The sequence below is a fragment of the Niallia sp. Marseille-Q9988 genome (assembly GCF_976954375.1).
The window spans coordinates 20,393-42,753 of the sequence record NZ_CDRJSZ010000002.1 but is presented as its reverse complement, the minus strand read 5'-3'; the positions used below and the strand labels follow the sequence as shown (position 1 = coordinate 42,753).

The 22,361-nt window shown below is 35.6% G+C and carries 23 protein-coding genes and 1 tRNA gene; 23 read left to right on the top strand and 1 reads right to left on the bottom strand.

Annotated features, from left to right (window positions below; genetic code table 11):
- Positions 1–74: 74 nt before the first annotated feature.
- The 23 genes from yabG to ACWNMZ_RS02490 all read left to right on the top strand — a co-directional run bounded on the left by yabG (position 75) and on the right by ACWNMZ_RS02490 (position 22,043).
- The gene (gene yabG / locus ACWNMZ_RS02600; protein ID WP_109768914.1) at positions 75–959 is read left to right on the top strand and encodes a sporulation peptidase YabG; all 885 of its coding nucleotides are present in this window, start codon (positions 75–77) and stop codon (positions 957–959) included.
- Positions 960–1,264: 305 nt separating this feature from the next.
- On the top strand, positions 1,265–1,528 hold the full coding sequence (gene veg / locus ACWNMZ_RS02595; protein ID WP_031537121.1) for a biofilm formation stimulator Veg: 264 nt from the start codon (positions 1,265–1,267) through the stop codon (positions 1,526–1,528).
- A gap of 208 nt (positions 1,529–1,736) precedes the next feature.
- Complete coding sequence (locus tag ACWNMZ_RS02590) at positions 1,737–1,919, top strand: small, acid-soluble spore protein, alpha/beta type (protein ID WP_031537122.1); 183 nt, start codon at positions 1,737–1,739, stop codon at positions 1,917–1,919.
- Positions 1,920–2,322: 403 nt separating this feature from the next.
- Positions 2,323–3,192: a 4-(cytidine 5'-diphospho)-2-C-methyl-D-erythritol kinase gene (gene ispE / locus ACWNMZ_RS02585; protein WP_048719110.1), complete on the top strand. Its 870-nt coding sequence runs from the start codon at positions 2,323–2,325 to the stop codon at positions 3,190–3,192.
- 55 nt (positions 3,193–3,247) lie between these two features.
- Positions 3,248–4,069: a pur operon repressor gene (gene purR, locus ACWNMZ_RS02580; protein ID WP_109768912.1), complete on the top strand. Its 822-nt coding sequence runs from the start codon at positions 3,248–3,250 to the stop codon at positions 4,067–4,069.
- 20 nt (positions 4,070–4,089) lie between these two features.
- Positions 4,090–4,464 (top strand): RidA family protein, encoded by a 375-nt coding sequence (locus ACWNMZ_RS02575; RefSeq protein WP_031537125.1) that lies wholly within the window; start codon positions 4,090–4,092, stop codon positions 4,462–4,464.
- Between the two features lie 182 nt (positions 4,465–4,646).
- Positions 4,647–4,937: a septation regulator SpoVG gene (gene spoVG, locus ACWNMZ_RS02570; RefSeq protein WP_026574035.1), complete on the top strand. Its 291-nt coding sequence runs from the start codon at positions 4,647–4,649 to the stop codon at positions 4,935–4,937.
- A 533-nt stretch (positions 4,938–5,470) separates the two neighbouring features.
- The gene (gene glmU, locus ACWNMZ_RS02565; RefSeq protein ID WP_031537126.1) at positions 5,471–6,829 is read left to right on the top strand and encodes a bifunctional UDP-N-acetylglucosamine diphosphorylase/glucosamine-1-phosphate N-acetyltransferase GlmU; all 1,359 of its coding nucleotides are present in this window, start codon (positions 5,471–5,473) and stop codon (positions 6,827–6,829) included.
- Between the two features lie 85 nt (positions 6,830–6,914).
- Positions 6,915–7,871 (top strand): ribose-phosphate diphosphokinase, encoded by a 957-nt coding sequence (locus ACWNMZ_RS02560; RefSeq protein ID WP_031537127.1) that lies wholly within the window; start codon positions 6,915–6,917, stop codon positions 7,869–7,871.
- Between the two features lie 171 nt (positions 7,872–8,042).
- Positions 8,043–8,684, top strand: a complete 642-nt coding sequence (locus ACWNMZ_RS02555) for a 50S ribosomal protein L25/general stress protein Ctc (protein WP_031537128.1) — start codon at positions 8,043–8,045, stop codon at positions 8,682–8,684.
- Between the two features lie 152 nt (positions 8,685–8,836).
- Positions 8,837–9,400 carry an aminoacyl-tRNA hydrolase gene (pth, locus tag ACWNMZ_RS02550; protein WP_031537129.1) on the top strand — a complete coding sequence of 188 codons (564 nt, stop codon included), beginning with the start codon at positions 8,837–8,839 and terminating at the stop codon, positions 9,398–9,400.
- Between the two features lie 92 nt (positions 9,401–9,492).
- Entirely contained in the window at positions 9,493–9,723 is a 231-nt protein-coding gene (locus ACWNMZ_RS02545) for an anti-sigma-F factor Fin family protein (protein WP_109768913.1), read from the top strand.
- Between the two features lie 519 nt (positions 9,724–10,242).
- Positions 10,243–13,782 (top strand): transcription-repair coupling factor, encoded by a 3,540-nt coding sequence (gene mfd / locus ACWNMZ_RS02540; RefSeq protein WP_048719099.1) that lies wholly within the window; start codon positions 10,243–10,245, stop codon positions 13,780–13,782.
- A gap of 476 nt (positions 13,783–14,258) precedes the next feature.
- Positions 14,259–14,795 carry a stage V sporulation protein T gene (gene spoVT, locus ACWNMZ_RS02535; RefSeq protein WP_031537132.1) on the top strand — a complete coding sequence of 179 codons (537 nt, stop codon included), beginning with the start codon at positions 14,259–14,261 and terminating at the stop codon, positions 14,793–14,795.
- Positions 14,796–14,995: 200 nt separating this feature from the next.
- Positions 14,996–15,376, top strand: a complete 381-nt coding sequence (locus ACWNMZ_RS02530; RefSeq protein ID WP_031537133.1) for a GntR family transcriptional regulator — start codon at positions 14,996–14,998, stop codon at positions 15,374–15,376.
- A 2-nt stretch (positions 15,377–15,378) separates the two neighbouring features.
- Positions 15,379–16,476 (top strand): DUF1648 domain-containing protein, encoded by a 1,098-nt coding sequence (locus ACWNMZ_RS02525; protein ID WP_031537134.1) that lies wholly within the window; start codon positions 15,379–15,381, stop codon positions 16,474–16,476.
- Positions 16,477–16,653: 177 nt separating this feature from the next.
- A complete protein-coding gene (locus ACWNMZ_RS02520; protein WP_081836616.1) occupies positions 16,654–18,264 on the top strand; it encodes a putative polysaccharide biosynthesis protein in 1,611 nt (536 codons plus the stop codon).
- A complete protein-coding gene (locus tag ACWNMZ_RS02515) occupies positions 18,261–19,724 on the top strand; it encodes a bifunctional methyltransferase/pyrophosphohydrolase YabN (RefSeq protein ID WP_031537136.1) in 1,464 nt (487 codons plus the stop codon). The genes ACWNMZ_RS02520 and ACWNMZ_RS02515 overlap by 4 nt, the downstream gene beginning before the upstream one ends.
- Positions 19,725–19,739: 15 nt before the next feature.
- On the top strand, positions 19,740–19,997 hold the full coding sequence (locus ACWNMZ_RS02510) for an RNA-binding S4 domain-containing protein (RefSeq protein WP_031537137.1): 258 nt from the start codon (positions 19,740–19,742) through the stop codon (positions 19,995–19,997).
- Between the two features lie 142 nt (positions 19,998–20,139).
- A complete protein-coding gene (gene yabP, locus ACWNMZ_RS02505; RefSeq protein ID WP_031537138.1) occupies positions 20,140–20,442 on the top strand; it encodes a sporulation protein YabP in 303 nt (100 codons plus the stop codon).
- A complete protein-coding gene (gene yabQ, locus ACWNMZ_RS02500; protein ID WP_031537139.1) occupies positions 20,439–21,062 on the top strand; it encodes a spore cortex biosynthesis protein YabQ in 624 nt (207 codons plus the stop codon). Before yabP ends, yabQ begins: the two co-directional genes overlap by 4 nt.
- A gap of 17 nt (positions 21,063–21,079) precedes the next feature.
- Complete coding sequence (locus ACWNMZ_RS02495) at positions 21,080–21,475, top strand: FtsB family cell division protein (protein WP_251629298.1); 396 nt, start codon at positions 21,080–21,082, stop codon at positions 21,473–21,475.
- A 94-nt stretch (positions 21,476–21,569) separates the two neighbouring features.
- On the top strand, positions 21,570–22,043 hold the full coding sequence (locus ACWNMZ_RS02490; RefSeq protein ID WP_031537141.1) for a S1 domain-containing RNA-binding protein: 474 nt from the start codon (positions 21,570–21,572) through the stop codon (positions 22,041–22,043).
- A 239-nt stretch (positions 22,044–22,282) separates the two neighbouring features.
- Here ACWNMZ_RS02490 and ACWNMZ_RS02485 read toward each other — a convergent pair.
- A tRNA-Met gene (locus ACWNMZ_RS02485) sits at positions 22,283–22,356 on the bottom strand.
- Positions 22,357–22,361 lie beyond the last annotated feature (5 nt).

Below are 22,361 nucleotides of genomic sequence, written 5' to 3'. Positions count from 1 at the left end.
ATAATTTATCAGAGATAGATTTTGAATACTAATAACCACTCAGAAACGTGTTTGGGTTAATTGGAGTGACGACAGTGGCTGTAAACATCATGGATATCGTCGGAAGAGAATCATATCAATGCGATATGTTATTTCGAATAATTGATATGAAAGAGGTAAATGGTCAAAAAATCGCTATTCTTTATGGGGAGGATTTTCGTCTTATTGCAGATGCTCCATATGAGGATTTAGTGTTAATTAATCAACCGATGCAACGGAAAATTTCACAAAAGGTCCAGTTGATGGAGGAGCAATCTCTCCAATTATTTCGACAAGATGTGAATCTCTTAAGAAGAAAACAGGAGTATCAAGTAACAGAGGCATACAGCAAACCTTCCAACTATTTTCAACTACCAGGCAAAGTGCTGCATATTGATGGCGATCCTAATTATTTAAAGAAATGTTTAACTTTATATGAAAAAATTGGAATCCCTGTAAATGGAGTTCATTGCCATGAAAAAGAGATGCCCAGTAAAATAAGCAGTCTTTTGGATTATTATCGTCCAGATATCCTTGTTATAACAGGGCATGATGCCTATTCTAAGGCGTTAGGGGAGAAAAACGATATTAATGCATACCGACATTCAAAATACTTTGTACAGACCGTCAGAGAAGCGAGAAAGAAACTTCCTAATTTAGATCAATTAGTTATTTTTGCTGGTGCCTGTCAATCTCACTTTGAGTCCCTTATCTATGCAGGTGCTAATTTCGCAAGCTCTCCTTCGAGGGTAAATATTCATGCACTTGATCCGGTTTATATTGTTGCAAAGATTAGTTTTACGCCATTTATGGAACGAGTAAATGTTTGGGATGTATTAAGGAATACCTTAACTGGCGAAAAAGGGTTAGGTGGAATAGAAACCAAAGGAGTTCTTCGAACAGGTATGCCATATCATACGAATCAATCAGAAGAAGGGTAAATAAATGGAACACACAGGATGATAATAGCTTAAGCAAGCATAGCAGGACTGCTTAAGCTATCCATCCTGTGTGTTTCTTTGTTGATTCAGTTAAGATTATCATGCATCCTTTTTCCAGCAGTTTAAAAAAATCAAATTTTTCTACATATTTATCTTTACGTCGTGCATACTAATCTTTGTTGAAAAATTGGAGAAAAATAAGAATAAAAAATATTGACAACTTCCAAAAAAGACTGTTATAATTTATGTTTTTATTTGACTCTGTTATGTCAGTGTGATATACTTTACACAGTGAGGTGGACCGAATGGCAAAAACATTATCAGATATAAAAAAGGCTCTTGATTCAAATTTAGGAAAAAGGCTTATGCTGAAGGCAAATGGCGGTCGTCGTAAGACAATTGAGCGTTCTGGCGTGTTGGCAGAGACTTATCCATCTGTGTTTGTAGTGGAGTTAGATCAGGATGAAAATGCATTTGAACGTGTATCATACAGCTATGCAGATGTTTTAACAGAAACGGTTCAAATTACCTTCTTTGAGGATACATCAGGACAAGTTGCTTTAAGCTAACTATATATTGCTTGAAAGCATTAAGCGGCAGTAAACGATTTGTTTGCTGCTTTTTTCATGCAATAAAAATGGAAGCATGGCCATTTTTTAATAAAGTCAGCTGTGAATGTATAAATAAGTATCGCTTTTGGCAACAAATAGATAACATGAAAAACTAATGATAGTTACATACTAAATCTACCGTGGGTGATGAAAGGAGAGATTCACTATGGGTAGACGAAGAGGAATTATGTCTGAAGGATTAAAAGAAGAATTAGCAAAAGAACTTGGTTTCTATGATGTGGTCCAACAAGAGGGCTGGGGCGGTATTCGTGCAAGAGACGCAGGGAATATGGTCAAAAGAGCAATAGAAATTGCAGAACAAAGTCTTCTTACTCAAAATAAAGAGTAACTTCAACATCACTTAACGTCCATCTTTTTTATATTATAATCACAATGGATTTACTCACGGTAACAATAGGATCTATCATTAGCTACTATCTATATTCCAAAATATAGATAGAAAGGATAATGATAGATCCTTTTTTATTCGAAGATGAATGAGTTAATATTACCTATAAAATCATGATAATAATTCAGGAAATCATAATCTCTATTACATGTAATAGACTAATTTGTGGTAAAATCACTATATCGAAATAGAAGATTAGATGAGCATAATGCTTAGATAGGTACGGAATAAGGAAAAGATAGAGTTCGTCTAGCCTACTATTATTACCTCCTTCCAAGGAAAGCTGTTTTCTTTAGTGAGAGGAAAAAAGTAAATGATGAAATTTGTTAAGTGGGTGGAAATATTGAAGCTTTTGGTTAAAGCGCCAGCTAAAATCAATTTGTCATTGGATGTGCTTCGTAAGAGACCTGATGGGTATCATGAAGTAGAAATGATTATGACAACAATTGATTTAGCAGATAGAATTGAGCTAGCACTGCTAGATAGCGATGTAATAAAAATAACTTCTCTTAATAGATTTGTTCCTGATGACCAACGTAATCTTGCTTATCAAGCAGCAAATATATTAAAAGAAAAGTTCCGTGTAAAGAAGGGGGTAGAAATAAAAATAGAAAAGAACATCCCTGTGGCAGCTGGCTTAGCTGGAGGAAGCAGTGATGCGGCGGCAGTATTACGCGGTCTAAATAAGTTATGGGGTTTAGGGCTAACATTAGATGAGTTAGCGATAATTGGGGCTGAAATAGGATCTGATGTGTCTTTCTGTGTCTACGGAGGAACCGCACTTGCAACTGGAAGAGGAGAAATCATTAAGGAATTACCTGCACCTCCAGTTTGTTGGGTTATTTTAGCGAAACCATTTATTGGTGTATCAACAGCTGATATTTATAAAAGACTAGATGTAGAGACAATTGAGCATCCAAATACGGAAAAAATGATTGAGTCAATTTCATCCAAGGATTATGATTTAATGTGTGAGTGTGTAGGGAATGTACTAGAAAATGTCACTTTATCCTTATATCCTGAGGTTGCCCAAATAAAAGAGCAAATTTGTAAGTTTGGGGCAGATACAGTACTTATGAGCGGAAGTGGCCCTACGGTTTTCGGATTAATTCAACATGATTCAAGAATGAACCGTGTTTACAACGGATTAAGAGGATTTTGTGACCAAGTATTTGCAGTTAGAATGATTGGACAGCGACATACTCTTGATTAAATCCGTATAATAATGTAATATTGTCCTTAAATATTCGGATTTTGGGGGTTCTGTTATGAAGTTTCGTCGTAGTGAACGTTTAATAGACATGACGAATTACTTGCTGGAGCATCCTAGGCAATTAGTGTCTCTTTCTTATTTTGCAGAAAAATACAGTTCGGCCAAGTCTTCTATAAGTGAAGATTTGGCTATTATTAAGGAAACTTTTGAGCAAAGAGGAATAGGGACGTTACATACATTGCCAGGAGCTGCTGGTGGAGTAAAGTATCAAGTAAGAGTCAGTGAAGAGGAAGCAAAACCATTTGTTGAGGAGCTTTGCGATTTAATTAAAAGCCCGGAAAGACTATTGCCAGGTGGGTACCTATATATGAACGATATATTAGGCAACACGGCTACCGTTCAAAAAGTAGGTAGGCTTTTTGCATCAGCTTTTGCTGATACGGATATAGATGTAGTCATGACAGTAGCAACAAAGGGAATTCCTTTGGCGTATGCAGTAGGGAATTATTTAAATGTTCCTGTAGTTATGGTTAGAAGAGATAGTAAAGTAACAGAAGGTTCTACTGTAAGTATCAACTATGTTTCTGGTTCTACTAAAAGAATTCAAACCATGCTATTGTCAAAAAGAAGCTTGGAAGATGGTTCAAAAGTTTTGATTGTGGATGACTTTATGAAAGCTGGTGGTACCATCAACGGTATGATTAGCTTGTTAGAGGAATTCAATGCAAGTGTTGCAGGAATAGCAGTATTAGTTGAGGCAGAAGAAGCGGAAGAAAGATTAGTAGATGATTATTTATCACTAGTGAAATTATCAGGCGTTGATGTGAAAGAAAAGAAAATTTCAGTGAAAAATGGCAATTATTTTGACAAAAAATAGATCTTAGGGGGAAAAGACACATGAAAGTTGTTCAAACAAGTAATGCACCAGCAGCTATCGGGCCATATTCTCAAGGTATTATTGTTAATAATCTGTTTTTCAGTTCAGGTCAAATTCCTTTAACTGCTGAAGGGACCTTAATCGAGGGAGACGTTCAGACACAGACACATCAAGTATTTAAAAATTTAGCTGCCGTTTTAAAAGAAGCGGGGGCATCGTTTGAAACGGTTGTTAAAGCGACTGTATTTATTAAAAATATGGAAGACTTTCAAGCAATTAATGAGGTATATGGGGAATATTTCTCAACGCATAAACCTGCTCGATCTTGTGTAGAGGTAGCAAGGTTACCGAAAGATGTATTGGTTGAAATCGAGGTAATTGCTCTTTGTAAGTAAGGTAATTCATATGAAGAATAGTCGAAGTTTTAGTGAAAAAGCGAGGATTTTATCACTTTTCGGCAATTTTTCTTTATTTTATCCGAAATATTCTAAAAAATTTCGCCTTTTAAGAAGGAGTTATGAAAGTTCTGTTGAATTTATTAACTAGATTTTATCTTCTAGTAAAGGTGGTGAACAGGATGGAAGTAACTGATGTAAGGCTACGCCGAGTTAATACGGATGGACGAATGAGAGCTATTGCCTCTATTACACTAGATAATGAATTTGTTGTTCACGATATTAGGGTAATTGATGGAAATAATGGATTATTTGTAGCGATGCCAAGTAAGCGAACACCGGATGGTGAATTTAGAGATATCGCTCATCCAATTAACTCTGGTACAAGAGGAAAAATCCAGGAAGCAGTTTTGGCAGAATACCACCGCCTGGGTGAATTAGAAATTGAATTTGAAGAAGCTGGAGCTTCCTAAAATAATCTGCAGCTAGAGCCTACTTCCTAAGAGTAAGGCTCTTTTTTTTACCTATTAAAAAGCGGTTGAGATACAAAGCAGTAAAATAAGCACTATATAGCACAAAGAGAATTATACATATAGGTCATAATAAATGTATTACACTTCTATATACCCCTTTATTTTCCAATGAAAACCTCTTTTACTTTTAGTATCATAAAATAGTTAAGAAATAATTTATATCCCTGACTTTTTCGGTATATTTAATCCGTTTCATGTAGAGTAAGAGAAGAATCCCCTATTGCTTAAAGCAAGGAAGTCCTACTATGGTGGTCTCTTAAAAAGTGAAATGAAAGTAAGATCCTCTCTCTTAAGCAATTATTAGTGTTTTTCCTATTTAGATAAATTTATTTTTGGTACGGAATAAGCAAATAATTAGTATAAAAAAGAAACTTTTCTAAATAACCATACATAAAATGTGAATCCTTCCTTGAAATCAAGAGGTATTTAAGATATATTTTTTAGTGGATAAAAAGGTTATTGGAGGCCTGTGAATGACAACTCGTTACGCAGTGATTTTAGCCGCAGGACAGGGAACTAGAATGAAGTCAAAGCTTTATAAAGTACTTCATCCTGTTTGTGGAAAACCGATGGTACAGCATGTTGTAGATCAAGTAGAGAAGCTACAAGTGGATTCAATCGTAACAGTAATTGGCCACGGTTCAGAAAAAGTAAAAGCACAGCTTGGCAATAGTGTTAATTATGTGTATCAACAAGAACAGCTTGGAACAGCACATGCGGTAATACAAGCAAAAGATATTCTTGGAGACAAAGATGGAGTGACATTAGTTATTTGTGGGGATACACCACTTATGACGAGTGAGACTATAGAAGCGCTCTTTTTACAACATGAGAAAATGGGAGCAAAGGCAACCATTTTAACTGCAGAAGCAAGTAAACCAGATGGTTACGGTAGAATTGTTCGTAACGAAATGGGAGTAGTAGAAAAAATAGTCGAACATAAAGATGCTACGGAAGCGGAAAGAAAAATAACAGAAATTAATACAGGTACCTATGTATTTGATAATGCATTGTTATTCCAGGCATTAAATAACGTTTCGAACGAAAATGTTCAAGGTGAATATTATTTGCCAGATGTTATTGAGATTTTAAAGCAGCAGGGAGAAACAGTTAGTGCATTCCAAACAAATGATTTTGATGAAACCATTGGTGTGAATGATCGTGTGGCTTTATCGGAAGCAGAAGCAATTATGAGAAAACGTATTAATGAACTGCATATGCGAAATGGAGTAACGCTTATTGATCCATTAAATACGTATATCGAAGCAGATGTAACGATTAAGGAAGATACTGTTATATACCCAGGGAGTATTCTTAAAGGTACGACTGTAATAGGTTCAGAATGTATCATAGGACCCAATACAGAAATAAATAATTGTATTGTTGGAAATAATACAGCTATCAAACAATCTGTTGCACATGATAGTAGCATAGGTTCAGATGTGAATATAGGACCATTTGCTCATATTCGACCAGCGTCTACAATCAATGATGAAGTGAAGATCGGGAATTTTGTTGAAATTAAGAAAGCGACATTTGGAAAAGGAAGTAAAGCATCCCATTTGAGTTATATTGGAGATGCAAGTGTTGGCAATGATGTAAATATTGGCTGTGGTACAATCACGGTTAATTATGACGGCAAGAATAAGTTTATGACTACAATAGAAGATGGCGCATTTATTGGTTGCAATTCCAATTTAATTGCTCCTGTCACAATTGGTAAAGGTGCTTATGTTGCAGCAGGTTCCACCATAACAGATGATGTTCCTTCTGAGGCACTATCCATTGCCCGTTCCCGTCAAGTTAATAAAGAGAATTACAAACGTAAATAATCAGATTTAAAAAAGAGAAGAATAAGTAGCTTTTATTCATACATTCTTCGTATCATTAGTGGAAAAAGACCAGTGGAGGTTCAGCATGCCAGTTAAGAATTTAGATCCAAATTTGAAGGTATTCAGTTTAAACTCTAATCCAGCATTAGCGCAAGAAATTGCAGAGTCAATTGGAGTAGAATTAGGGAAATGTTCTGTGACGCGTTTTAGCGATGGAGAAATTCAAATTAATATTGAAGAGAGTATTCGTGGTTGTGATGTATATGTCATTCAGTCAACTAGTGCACCTGTTAACGAACATATTATGGAATTGTTAATTATGATTGATGCATTAAAGCGTGCATCAGCTAAAACGATTAACCTAGTTATTCCTTATTATGGTTATGCTAGACAAGATAGAAAAGCACGAGCACGTGAACCAATTACAGCAAAATTAGTAGCAAATTTACTAGAAACTGCTGGAGCAACCCGTGTTATTACATTAGACTTGCATGCCCCGCAAATTCAAGGATTCTTCGATATTCCGATTGATCACTTAATGGGTGTACCAATCCTAGGCAACTATTTCAGTCAGCGTGAATTTGATGGAGAACTTGTTATTGTATCACCAGATCACGGTGGTGTTACGAGAGCAAGAAAGCTTGCAGAACGATTAAAAGCACCAATTGCTATTATTGATAAAAGAAGACCAAAACCAAATGTTGCGGAAGTAATGAATATTGTTGGTAATATAGAAGGGAAAATTGCCATTCTTATCGATGATATTATTGATACAGCTGGTACCATCACACTCGGTGCTAATGCTCTTGCTGAAAATGGCGCTAAAGAAGTCTATGCATGCTGTACACATCCCGTATTATCAGGACCTGCAATGGATAGAATCAATAATTCCAAAATTAAAGAGCTGGTTGTAACAAACTCTATTGAACTTGGAGACAAGAAACTTTCTGCGAATGTCATCCAATTATCAGTTGCTGATTTACTAGGTGAGGCTATTTTACGTGTACATCAAGATCAGTCTGTAAGTTTCTTATTTGATTGATAGATTTAAAAGCAAAACTTTCTGATTAGTCGCTTGCCTTTTGGCAGGCGACTATTAGTATTGTCGTACTCTATTTAATAGAGAAGCAAAATTCTCTATGTTTAAATTTCTTCCATTTAGGGCATTTTTTATATAAGAGTGTTCATTGAATAAATAATGGAAGGTGAAATAATGACGACAACTTTACAAGCAAAAAAACGTATGACAGACAAGCATTCAAGCTTAACGAAATTAAGAAATGAGGGAGAAATCCCAGGAATTGTGTATGGATCAAAAGTAGAAAATACGTCGATTTCCTTAAGTGAGGCAAATTTCTTAAAAACGATTCGTGAGGTTGGAAGAAATGGTGTTATTTCGCTGGATATCGACGGGGAAACCTATAATGTCGTTTTAAATGAATATGATTCCGATCCAATAAAGCGAGCAGTACTGCATGTGGACTTCTTGGCAGTTGATTTATCAAAAGCTATCAGTGCACCAGTGAGAGTTTCCTTAGTGGGAGAAGCAGCTGGAGTGAAAGATGGCGGCGTTATGCAGCAGGCATTACATGAAGTAACAGTAACAGCAAGACCTAATGACATACCGACTAGTATTGATATTGATGTAACAGAACTCCAAGTTGGAGATACGATTACTGTCGGAGATGTTAAGGGTTATGATAAAATAGAAATAGACCATGAACAAGAAGAAGTAATCGCATCAATTCTTGCTCCAAGACAGGAAGAAGAGATTAGTACAGGAGAACAACAAGAAGAAGGAATGCCTGATAATGTAGAAGGCAGAGAAACGGAGCCGGATACAAAAGAAGAGTAATGCAATTCCTACAAATGAATTCTCCCTGTACGTTTAGAAAGTACATTTCTAAAGAAGGCTAGCAAAAAAAGGTTTGACCGGTAAGTGTTTCTATTGGCCAAACCTTTTTCATATATAGCTTACATAGTGATTAATAAATCAGGGGGATTGTCATGAAATTAATCGTGGGCCTTGGGAATCCAGGGAAGCAATATGATAGAACAAGACATAATATAGGTTTTGAAGTAATAGATTTTTTATCCAACCATTACAATATTCCATTAGATAAAGCGAAATTCAAAGGGAATTTTGGAATAGGGAATATTGGGGGCGAAAAAATAATTTTACTAAAGCCGCTTACATATATGAATCTCTCAGGAGAATCAATTCGTCCGATTATGGATTACTATAATCTTGAGCCAGAGGATTTAGTAGTCATTTATGATGATTTAGACTTACCTGTTGGGAAAATTAGACTTCGTCAAAAGGGAAGCTCTGGTGGACATAATGGGATCAAGTCTACGATTCTTCATGTTGGGACAGAAAAATTTAATCGTATAAGAGTTGGAATTGATCGTCCTAAAAATGGTATGAAGGTTGTTGATTATGTCCTTGGAAAATTTACAAAAGAAGAAATGGACATATTAGAGGGAACGATCAGAAAATGCGCGGACGCATGTGCACAATGGGCTGAGGAACCTTTTTTGCAAGTAATGAATAAATATAATATCCAGTAAGATATTGTTCCATTCCTGTTTATTCGGTTATATTTAGCTACGAATAGGTTAATACTAGCATTATTATAATGTGCTAGTAAGGAGGCCTTGGAATGGCTATACATTATCATTGCAGACATTGTGGTGTGCATATAGGTTCACTTGATACAGGAGCAGTAGAAGCAAATCGCTTAGGATTCAATCATTTAACAGATGAAGATCGTTCAGAAATGATTCAATATCATCAAACAGGAGATATTGAGGTAAAATCAATTTGTGAGGATTGTCAAGAATCATTGTCTAAAAATCCTGGTTACTATGAAAATGATTATTTGATTCATTAATAGACTGTTTAAAAAGATACTGTTTTTAATTAGGAAAAAAGCTTTGGACTAATCCAAAGCATTTTTCCGTTGTCTATATACATGTTTTCTTTTGTAGCAGGAATATAGGCAAGATATCTCGTATATAACAACATAAAGGAGTATTTTCTCCACATTTTAACAAAGCCGCTTTTAGGAGAGGGTCAAGTCTTCTCAGGCTACTGCGTGTGGGAGCTTGGACTTTCACGCAGCTTCTCAGGCTGCTCAGTATCTCTAATTGTTTATTTATCATATTGAGAAAGTAACAATCTTTTAGAAAACAGCTTTTTCAAAAGAAACATATAGATGATGTCTTTATAAGAACTAAATAGATGGCAATTATAAATATTTATATAAGATAGGAACAGATTATAGGTTAAGTGCTTATCTTAAAAAAGGGCTAGATAGCTAGTGCTATGTCACTTTACTAAAATGTATAAACAAACTAGCTCTGCACCACTTATTATGGTGCCTTTGCTTTTAAATGGGAGGGAAAATTTTTTGTTAGGGCTAAAAGAGTTATTTAAACAGCAAGAAGATATACAAAATGTCATTTCTGGATTAGAGGCTGGATTGCATGAGCAATTAGTTTCAGGTCTTTCCAATTCAGCACGTACTTTATATATGACTTCTATTTACGAAAAAACGAAGAAACCTTTATTAATAGTGACACATAATTTATTGCAAGCACAAAAGCTATATGATGATATTACAAATATTGTGGATGAAAAGGAAGTCTTCCTTTATCCAGCGAATGAATTAATTGCTGCTGAGATTAGTATTGCGAGTCCAGAGCTTAAGGCACAGCGTATTGAAGTATTGAACTATTGGGCTAAGAAAAAATCAGGAATCATGATTGTTCCAGTAGCCGGGCTAAGAAAGTTGCTGCCTCCAAAAAAGCTATGGAAGGAAGCGCAATTAAAGCTTGAGATAGGGCAGGATTTGGATTTAGAGGCATTTTTATTAAGGCTTGTTCATATGGGATATGTGCGAGCAGAAATGGTTTCTTCACCTGGAGAATTTAGTGTGCGTGGTGGAATATTAGATATCTATCCATTGACAGAAGAAGATCCTCTTCGCATTGAATTATTTGATACGGAAATTGATTCCATCAGGGCTTTCTCACTTGAGGATCAACGCTCGAAAGAAAAGAAAGAAGTGGTTAGCATTGGGCCGGCTACAGAAATTCTTTATGATGAAAAAGCAGTCGATGAACTATTAAGCAAGCTGGAAAAGGGCCTAGCTCAAAGTTTAAAAAAGATAAAAGATGAAGCGACGAAAACGTTACTTGCGCAAAACATAGGCAGAGAAATAGAACAGTTAAGAAATGGACAAAAGCCAGAACAATTATATAAATACTTATCCATTCTTTATGGGGAACATGTAAGTTTAATAGACTATTTACCGACAAACGGCTTTTTAATTATTGATGAAATTAGTAGAGTGCAAGAAATGAACGACACGCTAGAGAAGGAAGAGGCTGATTGGTATACGAGCTTATTAGGCGAGGGAGCAATCATTCATGGATTAACCTTATCCCAAAGTATAAGCCATCTTTTACATCAAGCAAAACAGCCAATTGTCTATCTATCTTTGTTCTTACGCCATGTGCCAAATACTAATCCGCAGAATATAATCAATGTTTCTTGTAAACAAATGCAAAATTTTCATGGTCAAATGAATGTGTTAAAAACAGAAATAGAAAGATGGAAAAAGAATCATTACACCGTTTTATTGCTTGGTAATAGTGGGGAACGTATAGAAAAGCTAGATCAAGTTCTACGGGATTATGATATGGAAGTAATGATTCAAAAGAATGCCAAGAAGATTGCTGAAGGGAAAATCCAACTAGTAGAAGGGCATCTGCAATCAGGATTTGAACTTCCTATTTTAAAGCTAGCTGTAATAACAGAAGAGGAATTATTTAAAACAAAAACAAAAAAAATCTCTAAAAGAAGACAAAAGCTATCAAACGCGGAAAGAATAAAAAGCTATTCGGAATTAAATGTTGGAGATTATGTTGTTCATGTTAACCATGGAATTGGTAAATATCTTGGAATTGAAACACTTCAAATAAATGGTGTTCACAAGGATTATTTACATTTACGATATCAAGGAAATGATAAGCTATATGTTCCTGTTGAACAAATTGACTTAGTTCAAAAATACGTAGGGTCAGAGAGTAAAGAACCGAAAATATATAAATTAGGCGGCAATGATTGGAAGCGTGTGAAGAAAAAGGTAGAGTCTTCTGTTCAAGATATAGCCGATGATCTTATAAAGCTATATGCAGAAAGAGAGGCATCTGTTGGCTATGGGTTCTCTCCAGATGGAGAAATGCAGCGGGAATTTGAAGCAGCATTTGCTTATCAGGAAACAGAGGATCAGTTGCGCTCCATTCATGAAATTAAAAAGGATATGGAAAGAGAAAGACCGATGGATCGCCTTCTTTGCGGAGATGTTGGTTATGGGAAAACAGAGGTTGCTATTCGTGCAGCTTTTAAAGCGATAGCTGATGGAAAACAAGTTGCTTTCTTAGTGCCAACGACAATCTTAGCTCAACAGCATTATGAAACGTTGAGAGAGCGTTTTCAAGATTATCCGATTGAAATAGGTTTATTAAGTAGATTCCGGACGAGAAAACAGCAAAACGATACAATAAAAGGGCTAAAAGCGGGAACTATTGATATTGTTGTAGGAACACATCGGATTCTTTCTAAGGATATTTCCTATCGAGATTTAGGTTTGTTAATTATTGATGAAGAACAGCGATTTGGGGTAACGCATAAGGAGAAAATTAAACAGTTAAAAACAAATGTTGATGTGTTGACATTAACAGCAACCCCAATTCCAAGAACACTCCATATGTCGATGTTAGGTGTACGAGATTTATCTGTCATCGAAACACCTCCTGAAAATAGATTTCCTATTCAAACCTATGTAATGGAGTATAATGGTGGACTTGTAAGAGAAGCGATTGAAAGAGAGCTAGCAAGAAATGGGCAAATATATTTTCTATACAATCGTGTAGAAGATATTGAAAGAAAAGCGGAAGAGATATCCATGTTAGTCCCTGATGCAAGAGTAACATATGCACACGGTAAAATGACGGAAAATGAATTAGAATCAGTAATGCTTGGATTTTTAGAAGGAGAATACGATGTTTTAGTAAGTACAACCATTATTGAAACAGGGGTAGATATTCCGAATGTAAATACATTGATTGTCCAAGACGCAGATCGCATGGGGCTATCGCAGCTCTATCAATTACGGGGAAGAGTAGGTCGTTCTAATCGAGTAGCCTATGCTTACTTTACGTATAAGAAGGATAAGGTCTTAACAGAGGTAGCGGAAAAAAGGCTGCAGGCAATTAAAGAGTTTACAGAGTTAGGGTCTGGTTTTAAAATTGCCATGCGGGATTTAACGATTCGTGGGGCTGGAAATCTCCTAGGTGCTCAGCAGCATGGATTTATTGATTCTGTCGGATTTGATTTATACTCTCAGATGCTGAAAGAGGCGATTGAAGAGAGAAGAGGCACCATAGATGAAGAACAAAAACGAACAATCGAAATTGATTTAGATATTGATGCCTATATTCCTGAGTTCTATATAAGCGACGGACAGCAAAAGATTGAAATGTATAAAAGATTTAGAGGCGTTGCAACTTTAGATGATATGGAAGAACTAAGAGAAGAATTAACAGACCGTTTTGGAGACTATCCAGAGGAAGTTTCTAATCTTTTCAGGATTACAGAAATGAAGATTTATGGGAAGCAAGCTGGAGTAGAATTAATTAAACAAACAAAGGAAGAAGTGCTGATTCTCTTATCAGAACAAGGTAGTGACCGCATGGATGGTCAAAAAATATTTGAGAAAAGTTCTAAATATGGCAAAATGATTGGTCTTGGCATGGAAGGAAGAAAACTAAAGATGATCTTCCATGTAAAGGGTGTAGAGAAGGACAAATGGCTTAAGGTGTGTCAAGAAATGATAGAAGCATTGAGTACCTTTAAAAAAGAACCAGAGGAAGTTACTAAGTAAATGTAGATGACGAATAAAAATGTGAATAAAAGCCAAACAACCCATATTTACGTGTGGATTGTTTGGCTTTTTTGTTTGGCTGGAATACTTATGTCCAAACCTCTTTAATACCCAAAGTTATGAAGAAAATTGTGGAAAACGAATGTTTAATAAGGGGGGACAAGGGTATACACAAATATAGATAAAGGATAAAAAGTTCTCATTAAATGATATCTAAGTTAAGTACCGGAATAAATAAATGGTTATACCCAAATTTGGGATATAATATTCCCGCTTGTTAAAAATATGGTAAATGTTTTTGTTAGGTGAAATATTCACCAAGGAAAATAAAGCTACCTAGAGAAAATTTTGCATGATTAATGTATAGAACTTACCATATGAAAGATACTATGTTTAAATATGGTGAACATTTCATGTATAGTGAGAATGCACTCACCAATTTTAAAAATCATCTGATGAAAGTGAGGCAACACGGAATGAAAGCAACTGGAATTGTGCGTCGAATCGATGATTTGGGTCGTGTCGTTATCCCAAAAGAAATCAGAAGAACATTACGAATTCGTGAAGGTGATCCATTAGAGATTTTTGTTGATCGAGATGGAGAAGTAATTTTAAAGAAATATTCACCGATTAGTGAGTTAAGTGATTTTGCTAAAGAGTATGCAGAAGCTCTTTATGACAGTTTAGGAAGTGCTGTATTGATTTGTGACAGAGACTCTTACATTGCCGTTTCGGGTGGATCGAAGAAGGACTATTTAAATAAAAATATTAGTAATATAGTGGAAAAGGCAATGGAAGATAGAGGAACTATTCTTATGAATCAACAAGATCAAGTTTCCTTAGTGGATGGTACTACCGAAACTATTTCTGCTTATACAATTGGTCCAATCATTGCAAATGGAGATCCAATTGGAGCGGTTGTCATCTTTTCAAAAGAAGACTCCCTTGGTGATGTAGAGAAAAAGGCTGTAGAGACTGCGGCAGGATTTTTAGCTCGCCAAATGGAATCATAATCATGCTTGCATAACGTTTTCTTTTACTAATCCATATATTGTTTAAACCGTCGACAAACTCAGGAATTGGAGTTGTCGACTTTTTTTGTACTTACATAAATAATAGGAACTTCATTTTTTATTTGGAAAATGAATATTGTTCTATTCAAACTAGAACAACATTGTTATAATAAGTATATAACAGTTTAAGGTGGATGATTATGTATATTCAAATTAATCCTGATTTAGAAATGCCGATTTACGAACAGCTTTCGATGCAAATTATGATAGGGGTAATAAGAAAAGATATACAGGATGGAGATGTATTGCCTTCTGTTCGTTCATTGGCAGCTGATTTAGGCGTAAATATGCATACTGTAAATAAAAGCTATCACGAATTAGAGAAAAAGGGACTAATTCAAATTATTCCTAAATCTGGTGCAGTTATCCGAACCGCTAATCGAAAGCTATCTGAAGAAGAGAAAAACAGAACATCAGATAATTTAAAGCCGACTATAGTGGAAGCATTAGTGCTAGGGATGAATGAGGAAGACATATTAAGCATAGCAAAATCAATTATTCAAAACTTGAAGGAGGAATAGTAATGGAAGCACTTATATTTATTATGATGATGTTGTTAACAGTCATGCTTGAGGCAGCTATCCCTTTTCTAATAAGAAAAACAATCGTATTTGGGGTTTCCATTCCAAGTACACAAATAAAGCATCCACAAATTTCTGTATATAAAAAAAGATATTCTCTTTTAATTGTGGTACCTGCTCTTCTTCTTCTTCTTGCTTATTGCATTTGGCAAGCAACCAATAGTCCCCAAGCCAATCAAGTAGCGATTGTTGGAACGTTTCTTTTGTTTGGAACTTTATTTTGGAGCTTTAGCCTTTATTTCTATTTTCATGGGAAAATGCTTGAATTGAAAGGTGAAAATAAATGGGAAGAACAGTTAAAAGTAGTAAGTGTAACAGAGCTTGGGATTAGACAAAAGGATGAAATGCTTCCGTGGTATGTGTTTCTAATTCCGATGATTATTACGGTAGGATTCCTTCTTTTTACTGCAACTCAATATGATGTGTTGCCGACAGAGATACCTGTGCACTGGGGAGCTGATGGTAAAGCTGATCGATTTACGACAAAGACACCTATCTCTTCTGTGTCATTGCTTCTCGTTTTGCTAACAATGCAATTCATGTTTTTAGGTATTAATATAGCGACAAAGAGATCAGGGATCAAAATAATTGCTAATAATAAACAAGCATCCAAGCGAAGACAGCTAAAGTATCGTAAATATTCAAGCTGGCTTAATCTTCTTATATCCATTACCATAACTGTTCTGTTCATTCTTTTACAATTAACAACGTTATACAATAATATTTTCAGTGATTACATGATAGTTATTATTCCTCTCCTCCTTACAGTAGTCCTATTAATTTGTACCATTGTATTTACGTTTAAGGTAGAGCGGTTAAATCGGGAATTAGATGGAAAAGAGCAAGAAACGCAGGAAATTTCCACTTTTGATGCTGATAACCATTGGAAGGGTGGCTTGTTTTACTTTAATAAAAATGATCCTTCTATTTTTGTTGAAAAGAGATTTGGAATTGGTTGGACAATAAACTTTGCAAATCCAATTGGATATTTATTACTATTTATTCCTTTGCTGCTTATCCTCCTTTTAAGCTTTATATAGAGGGACATTAAGAGCGCTTCTTTCCAGGTCTGTATAAACAAATAATTGGAAAACGGCTTGTTGACAGTGTTTCTTAATTATTAGTAGGTAGAAAGGAAGGATATGGATGTAAGCAGGCATCTTCCTTCCAACTATGCTATAATACAAGGCGAAGTAATTATGGAAGGAGCTAGACATGTGAAGACTTCGCAATCAAATGTCTGGTTTAAAGGCGCTTTTATTCTGATGTTAGCTGCCTTAATAACTAAAGTACTAAGCGCTGTATATCGAATACCGTTTCAAAATATTGTCGGTGATAAAGGATTTTATATTTATCAGCAGGTTTATCCTTTTTACGGGGTAATTATTGCTTTATCTACATATGGTTTTCCAGTAGTCCTATCAAAATTGTATATGGAAATGAAAGTAGAGGGGAACCAATCGGGTATAAATAGACTTGTGAGTTCCTCTTTTTACTTGTTTTTTCCCATAGGGATTGCTGCTTTTCTTATTTTGTTTTTCAATGCCGGAAGACTGGCTACTTGGATGGGAGATCCCTATTTAGCATCTTTGTTGAAGGTGATTTCTTTTGCATTTCTTTTTTCTCCATTGACAGCTATTTTGCGAGGAATCTTTCAAGGGGAGGGCAATATGATTCCGACAGCAGTATCACAGGTGAGTGAACAACTGCTTAGAGTTGGGATTATCTTATTTGTTGCTGTCTTTTTTTCCTATAAAAGATATTCCTTGTATGCGATTGGTTCTGGGGCTATGTTTGGTTCTGTCATAGGAGGCTTACTTTCCCTGCTAGTACTAATCTATTTTTATCGAAAAAAATCTTTTTCTCTATTCCGAGTTTCCGCCCTTTTTCACAAGGAAAATCGTCTTCTATCTAAAAGAGTAATATTTGAGGGAATCACGATTTCGATTAGTAGTATGCTATTAATATTATTGCAGCTTGCAGATTCTTTGAACTTATATGCCTTATTAATCGAAAATGGAGTCGCGGATGAAACGGCTAAAGTCATGAAAGGTATTTATGATAGAGGGCAGCCGCTCATACAAATTGGAAGTATTATATCCACATCCATGGCTTTAAGTATTGTCCCGCTTATTACAAAGAATCGGCAAAAGGAAAGTAAAAAAGATCTAATGGAGAATATTCATTTCTCTCTTTTAGTCAGTTATTTTATCGGCCTCGGTGCTACTGTAGGTTTGATCGGGATTATTAATGAGACAAACAGGATGCTTTTTGAAAATGATGCTGGGTCTCATGTCCTTGCCATTTTGTTTTTTATTATCTTCTTTAATGCCATTATTGTTACGGTAATGTCCATTCTTCAAGGGTTAGGTCATTCTTTCTATCCGGCCATTTTGATTATATTTGGTTTTATAGGGAAGTATGTTCTTAATATCTGCCTTGTTTCTTCTTATGGGATTGCAGGTGCAGCTTATGCATCGCTCATTATATTATTTATTATTTTACTTTTAATGGTGGTAAAATTGAGAAGAATAGTCAAGGAGCCAATTATTGATCTAAAGCAGATAGCAATCATTATTGGGGCGAGTTTCGTAATGTTACTTGTTCTAAAAGGATATATACCTCTTTCCTCGTTGTTGCTTGAATTTATAGAGAATAATCGCATAAAAAGTGCTATACAAGCATTATCTGGTGTTATGATAGGCGGCATCGTGTATGTGTTTCTTGTTTTGCGAGGAAATGTTTTTAAAGAGAAGGAATTACTTCTATTGCCGTTAGGAAGTAAACTAATTTGGTTTTTACCGAAAAGAAGGAAGGGAACTAAATGAAGCAAATAAAGATTATTGGATTGGGTGCAGGGGATATAAATCAACTGCCATTGGGTGTCTACCGAAGCTTAATGGATGAGAATAAAGCGGTATATGTACGGACGAAGGATCACCCGGTAATATCAACCCTTGAACAGGAAGGTGTCATGTTTTATTCATTTGATTCTATTTATGAGAAACATGATCAATTTGAAGCAGTATATAAAGAAATCGTTGCATTTCTAATAGAAAAAGCTAAAGAGACAGACGTTGTATATGCAGTTCCAGGTCATCCACTTGTTGCGGAAAAAACGGTTCAATTATTAATAGAAAAAGATAGAGAAGGAGTGGTCTCTATTGAAATAGCCGGTGGCCAAAGCTTTTTAGACAGCATTTTTCAGGCATTGCGAATCGATCCAATTGAGGGCTTTCAATTATTGGATGGAACAGACCTTGATCGCTCAAGCATTCAGCTTAGAAATCATTTAATAATTGGCCAAGTATATGATGTCTTTTCTGCATCTGAAGTGAAGCTGACGCTAATGGATATACTGCCATATGACTATCCTATTAAAATTGTAACTGCAGCAGGAAGCAGTTTGGAATGCATAAAAGAAATGGAGCTACATGAGTTAGATAGAGAGATGGACTTAAATAACCTAACGAGTGTCTATGTGCCGCCTGTTCGGGAGGAAAAGCTATTACGTAAAGAGTTTTCTCAGCTACGACGTATTATAGCGGAGCTTCGTGGACCGAACGGCTGTCCGTGGGATAAAAAACAAACACATGAAAGCTTGCGTAAGTATCTACTAGAAGAAAGTTATGAATTAATTGAGGCCATTAATGAAGGAGATATTGATCATATTATCGAAGAGCTTGGTGACGTGTTATTGCAAGTGATGCTTCACGGTCAAATAGGAGAAGATGAGGGCTACTTTTCTATTGATGATGTAATCGAGGGAATATCCGATAAGATGATTCGCAGGCATCCTCATGTATTTGGAGAGGAACAGGCGGAATCTGTCGATGATGTGATGAAGCATTGGCAAAATGCAAAGAAAAAGGAAGCAAAGAAAGAAAAGGATTCTGTGTTAGATGGAATTAATCAGGCATTACCACATTTAATGCAAGCCCACGAATTACAGAAAAAAGCGGCAAAGGTTGGCTTTGATTGGCCGGATGCAGATGGAGCTTGGGAAAAGGTAAAAGAAGAGATTCTAGAGTTTGATAAGGAAATAAAAGAGGCAAGTAATGAAGAAAGGATAGAAAGTGAATTTGGCGATGTTTTGTTCTCGCTAGTAAATATCGCTAGATTTTATAAGGTTAATCCTGAGCTTGCTATCTTGCAGACAAACAAGAAATTTATTCAGCGTTTTTCTTATATAGAAGAGAGGGTGAAGGCGTCTGGAATGGAATGGAGTCAAATGAGCTTAGAGGAATTAGATGGGTATTGGAAGGAAGCAAAGAAAAAACAACGATAAGAAGGAGCGGTTAAGATGCGACTAGATAAATTCTTGAAAATTTCACGCTTAATTAAACGAAGAACGTTAGCGAAAGAGGTAGCGGATCAGGGACGAATTTTAGTAAACGGGCTGCAGGCAAAAGCGAGCACTAATGTGAAGGTAGGAGATGAGCTTCAGGTGCGTTTTGGGCAAAAGCTAGTAACAGCAAAAGTGGAAATGCTACAGGAATCTACGAAAAAAGAAGATGCAGCAAATATGTATAAAATAATGAAAGAAGAGACCATTTCATAAGTTTAATTAGCTGTATTATTGGTAATAAAACAAGGTAGAGTTGTTTCGACTATCTTCCTTTTGAAGGCTTGTTCTAAAATAATTTTTCTTCACATATATTTGTACAAGTAGAGATTGTACTAAGTGATTGTGAGGGATAAAGATGAGCCAATATTATGATTCTAACACGACTAAAAGTAATGTAGTAGAACATGATGTAATTATGAGAGGGAGAAAGTTATTAGATATTACAGGAGTAAAGCAGGTGGAGAGCTTTGACAACGAAGAGTTCATTTTAGAAACAGTAATGGGCTTTTTATCCATTCGTGGTCAAAATCTTCAAATGAAAAATCTCGATGTGGAAAAGGGTATCGTCTCCATTAAAGGAAAAGTGTTTGATTTAGTATATGTAGACGAACAAAGTGGAGATAAGGCTAAGGGATTCTTTAGCAAGATATTCCGATGACGTTATCTACACAATTTATGACCATGCTAGCTATGGTTAGCATGGGTCTATTCTTTGGCATAAGCTTAGATACATATCAGTACTTTTTGAAAAGGCCGATAAGGAAACGAAGTATTGTTTTTATCCATGATATCCTTTTTTGGATTTTGCAAGCCCTTCTTATGTTTTATGTGCTTTTCCTAGTAAACAAAGGAGAGGTCCGCATTTATTTGGTTTTAGCTTTGCTGCTAGGATTCGCCATGTACAAAAGTTTATTTCAAGCTCTATATCTTCGATTATTAAAAGCAATTATTTCTTTTTGCATCCATTCTTATCGTTTTTTTATTAAATTGTTTATGAATATTGTATATAAGCCAATTAAATCTATCTTGCAATTGCTCTTGTCGATAATAATTACTTTAGGTAAGGGACTTATGGCACTTGTCAGTGGTATAATTAGGGTATTAAGATTTATCATAAAGATACTATTTAAACCAATTGAATGGCTTTTATCCCTATTATGGCTAATTGTGCCGAAAAAGGTTAAATTATTCGTCGAGAGAATTTCTAGTAAATTGGCAGGATATTACTTTAAAATAAAGAAATATTTGAAAGAATGGGTAGCTAATAGAAAAAAATAATGAAAGGAGGAGCCTCTATGAGTGCCATAAGAAAACCAGATATTACAACATTCCCAACAGAATATAATTTAAAGCATCAAGCGGATAGTCTCAGTGGAGCCAGAAAGAAAAAGTTATTGATGCGCAGGCTGACAACATTCTTCGTATGTGCTGCTGTTATTGGCTTTATCATGATTTCCACACTCATATCACAAAGCTCCACTTTAAACGAGAAAAGAGCAGAGAAAGAGGACTTAGATGGACAACTTGTAGCGCTAGAAAAGCAGGAAGCGGAATTAAAAGATCAAATTGCTAAATTAAATGACGAAGAGTATTTAGCTAAATTAGCTAGAAAAGATTTATTACTATCACAAGAAGGGGAAATTATTTTTAATATCCCAGAAAAAGATGCAAAAAACGTTACTGGAAAATAATAAGGTCGGCTGTAATATTGACACCCTTTTTTTCCATTCTGTATAATATAAATAAGTACGATTTTTTATATCCTTAAGGAGGCAAAACTTTTTTATGTCAATCGAAGTAGGCAGCAAGTTACAAGGAAAGGTAACAGGAATTACTAATTTTGGTGCGTTTGTTGAGCTCCCAGAAGGCGCAACAGGTCTTGTTCATATTAGTGAGGTCGCAGACAATTATGTTAAGGACATTAATGAACACCTAAAAGTAGGCGATGAAGTAGAAGTTAAAGTTATTAATGTCGAGAAAGATGGCAAAATTGGACTATCCATTAAAAAGGCGAAGGATAGACCAGAAAGACCAGAGAGACCACAATACGAACGCGGAGAAAGAAGAGAATCAAGAGGCGGCTATTCCGGTGGGAATTCTCAAAGGTCACGTAATGCAAAATCAAATGAAAATCGTGCTCCTAAAGAGAATTTCGAATCGAAAATGGCTCGTTTCTTAAAAGACAGTGAAGATCGATTAGCTTCTCTGAAAAGAAATACTGAGTCGAAACGCGGGGGAAGAGGCGCGAGACGCGGGTAACTTGCTGCTGAATAACCAATAGATAGCAGGGTTTATCGTTTATATATTCCCATAGCTTAAGCAAGCCTATTAAGGCTTGCTTTTTTGTGTTTTTGATAAAAATGGTTTATTTCCACTGATAAACTTCAGTAAGACTTTCATTTCTTGTTTGGAAGAAGAGGAAGAATATAGGTTGGAGATCAGCTGTAATAGAAAAAGACATAAAAAAAAACACGTAAAAATTTACGTGGTTTTTTAGATAGCGGCGGAGGGGATCGAACCCCCGACCTCACGGGTATGAACCGTACGCTCTAGCCAGCTGAGCTACACCGCCATAAT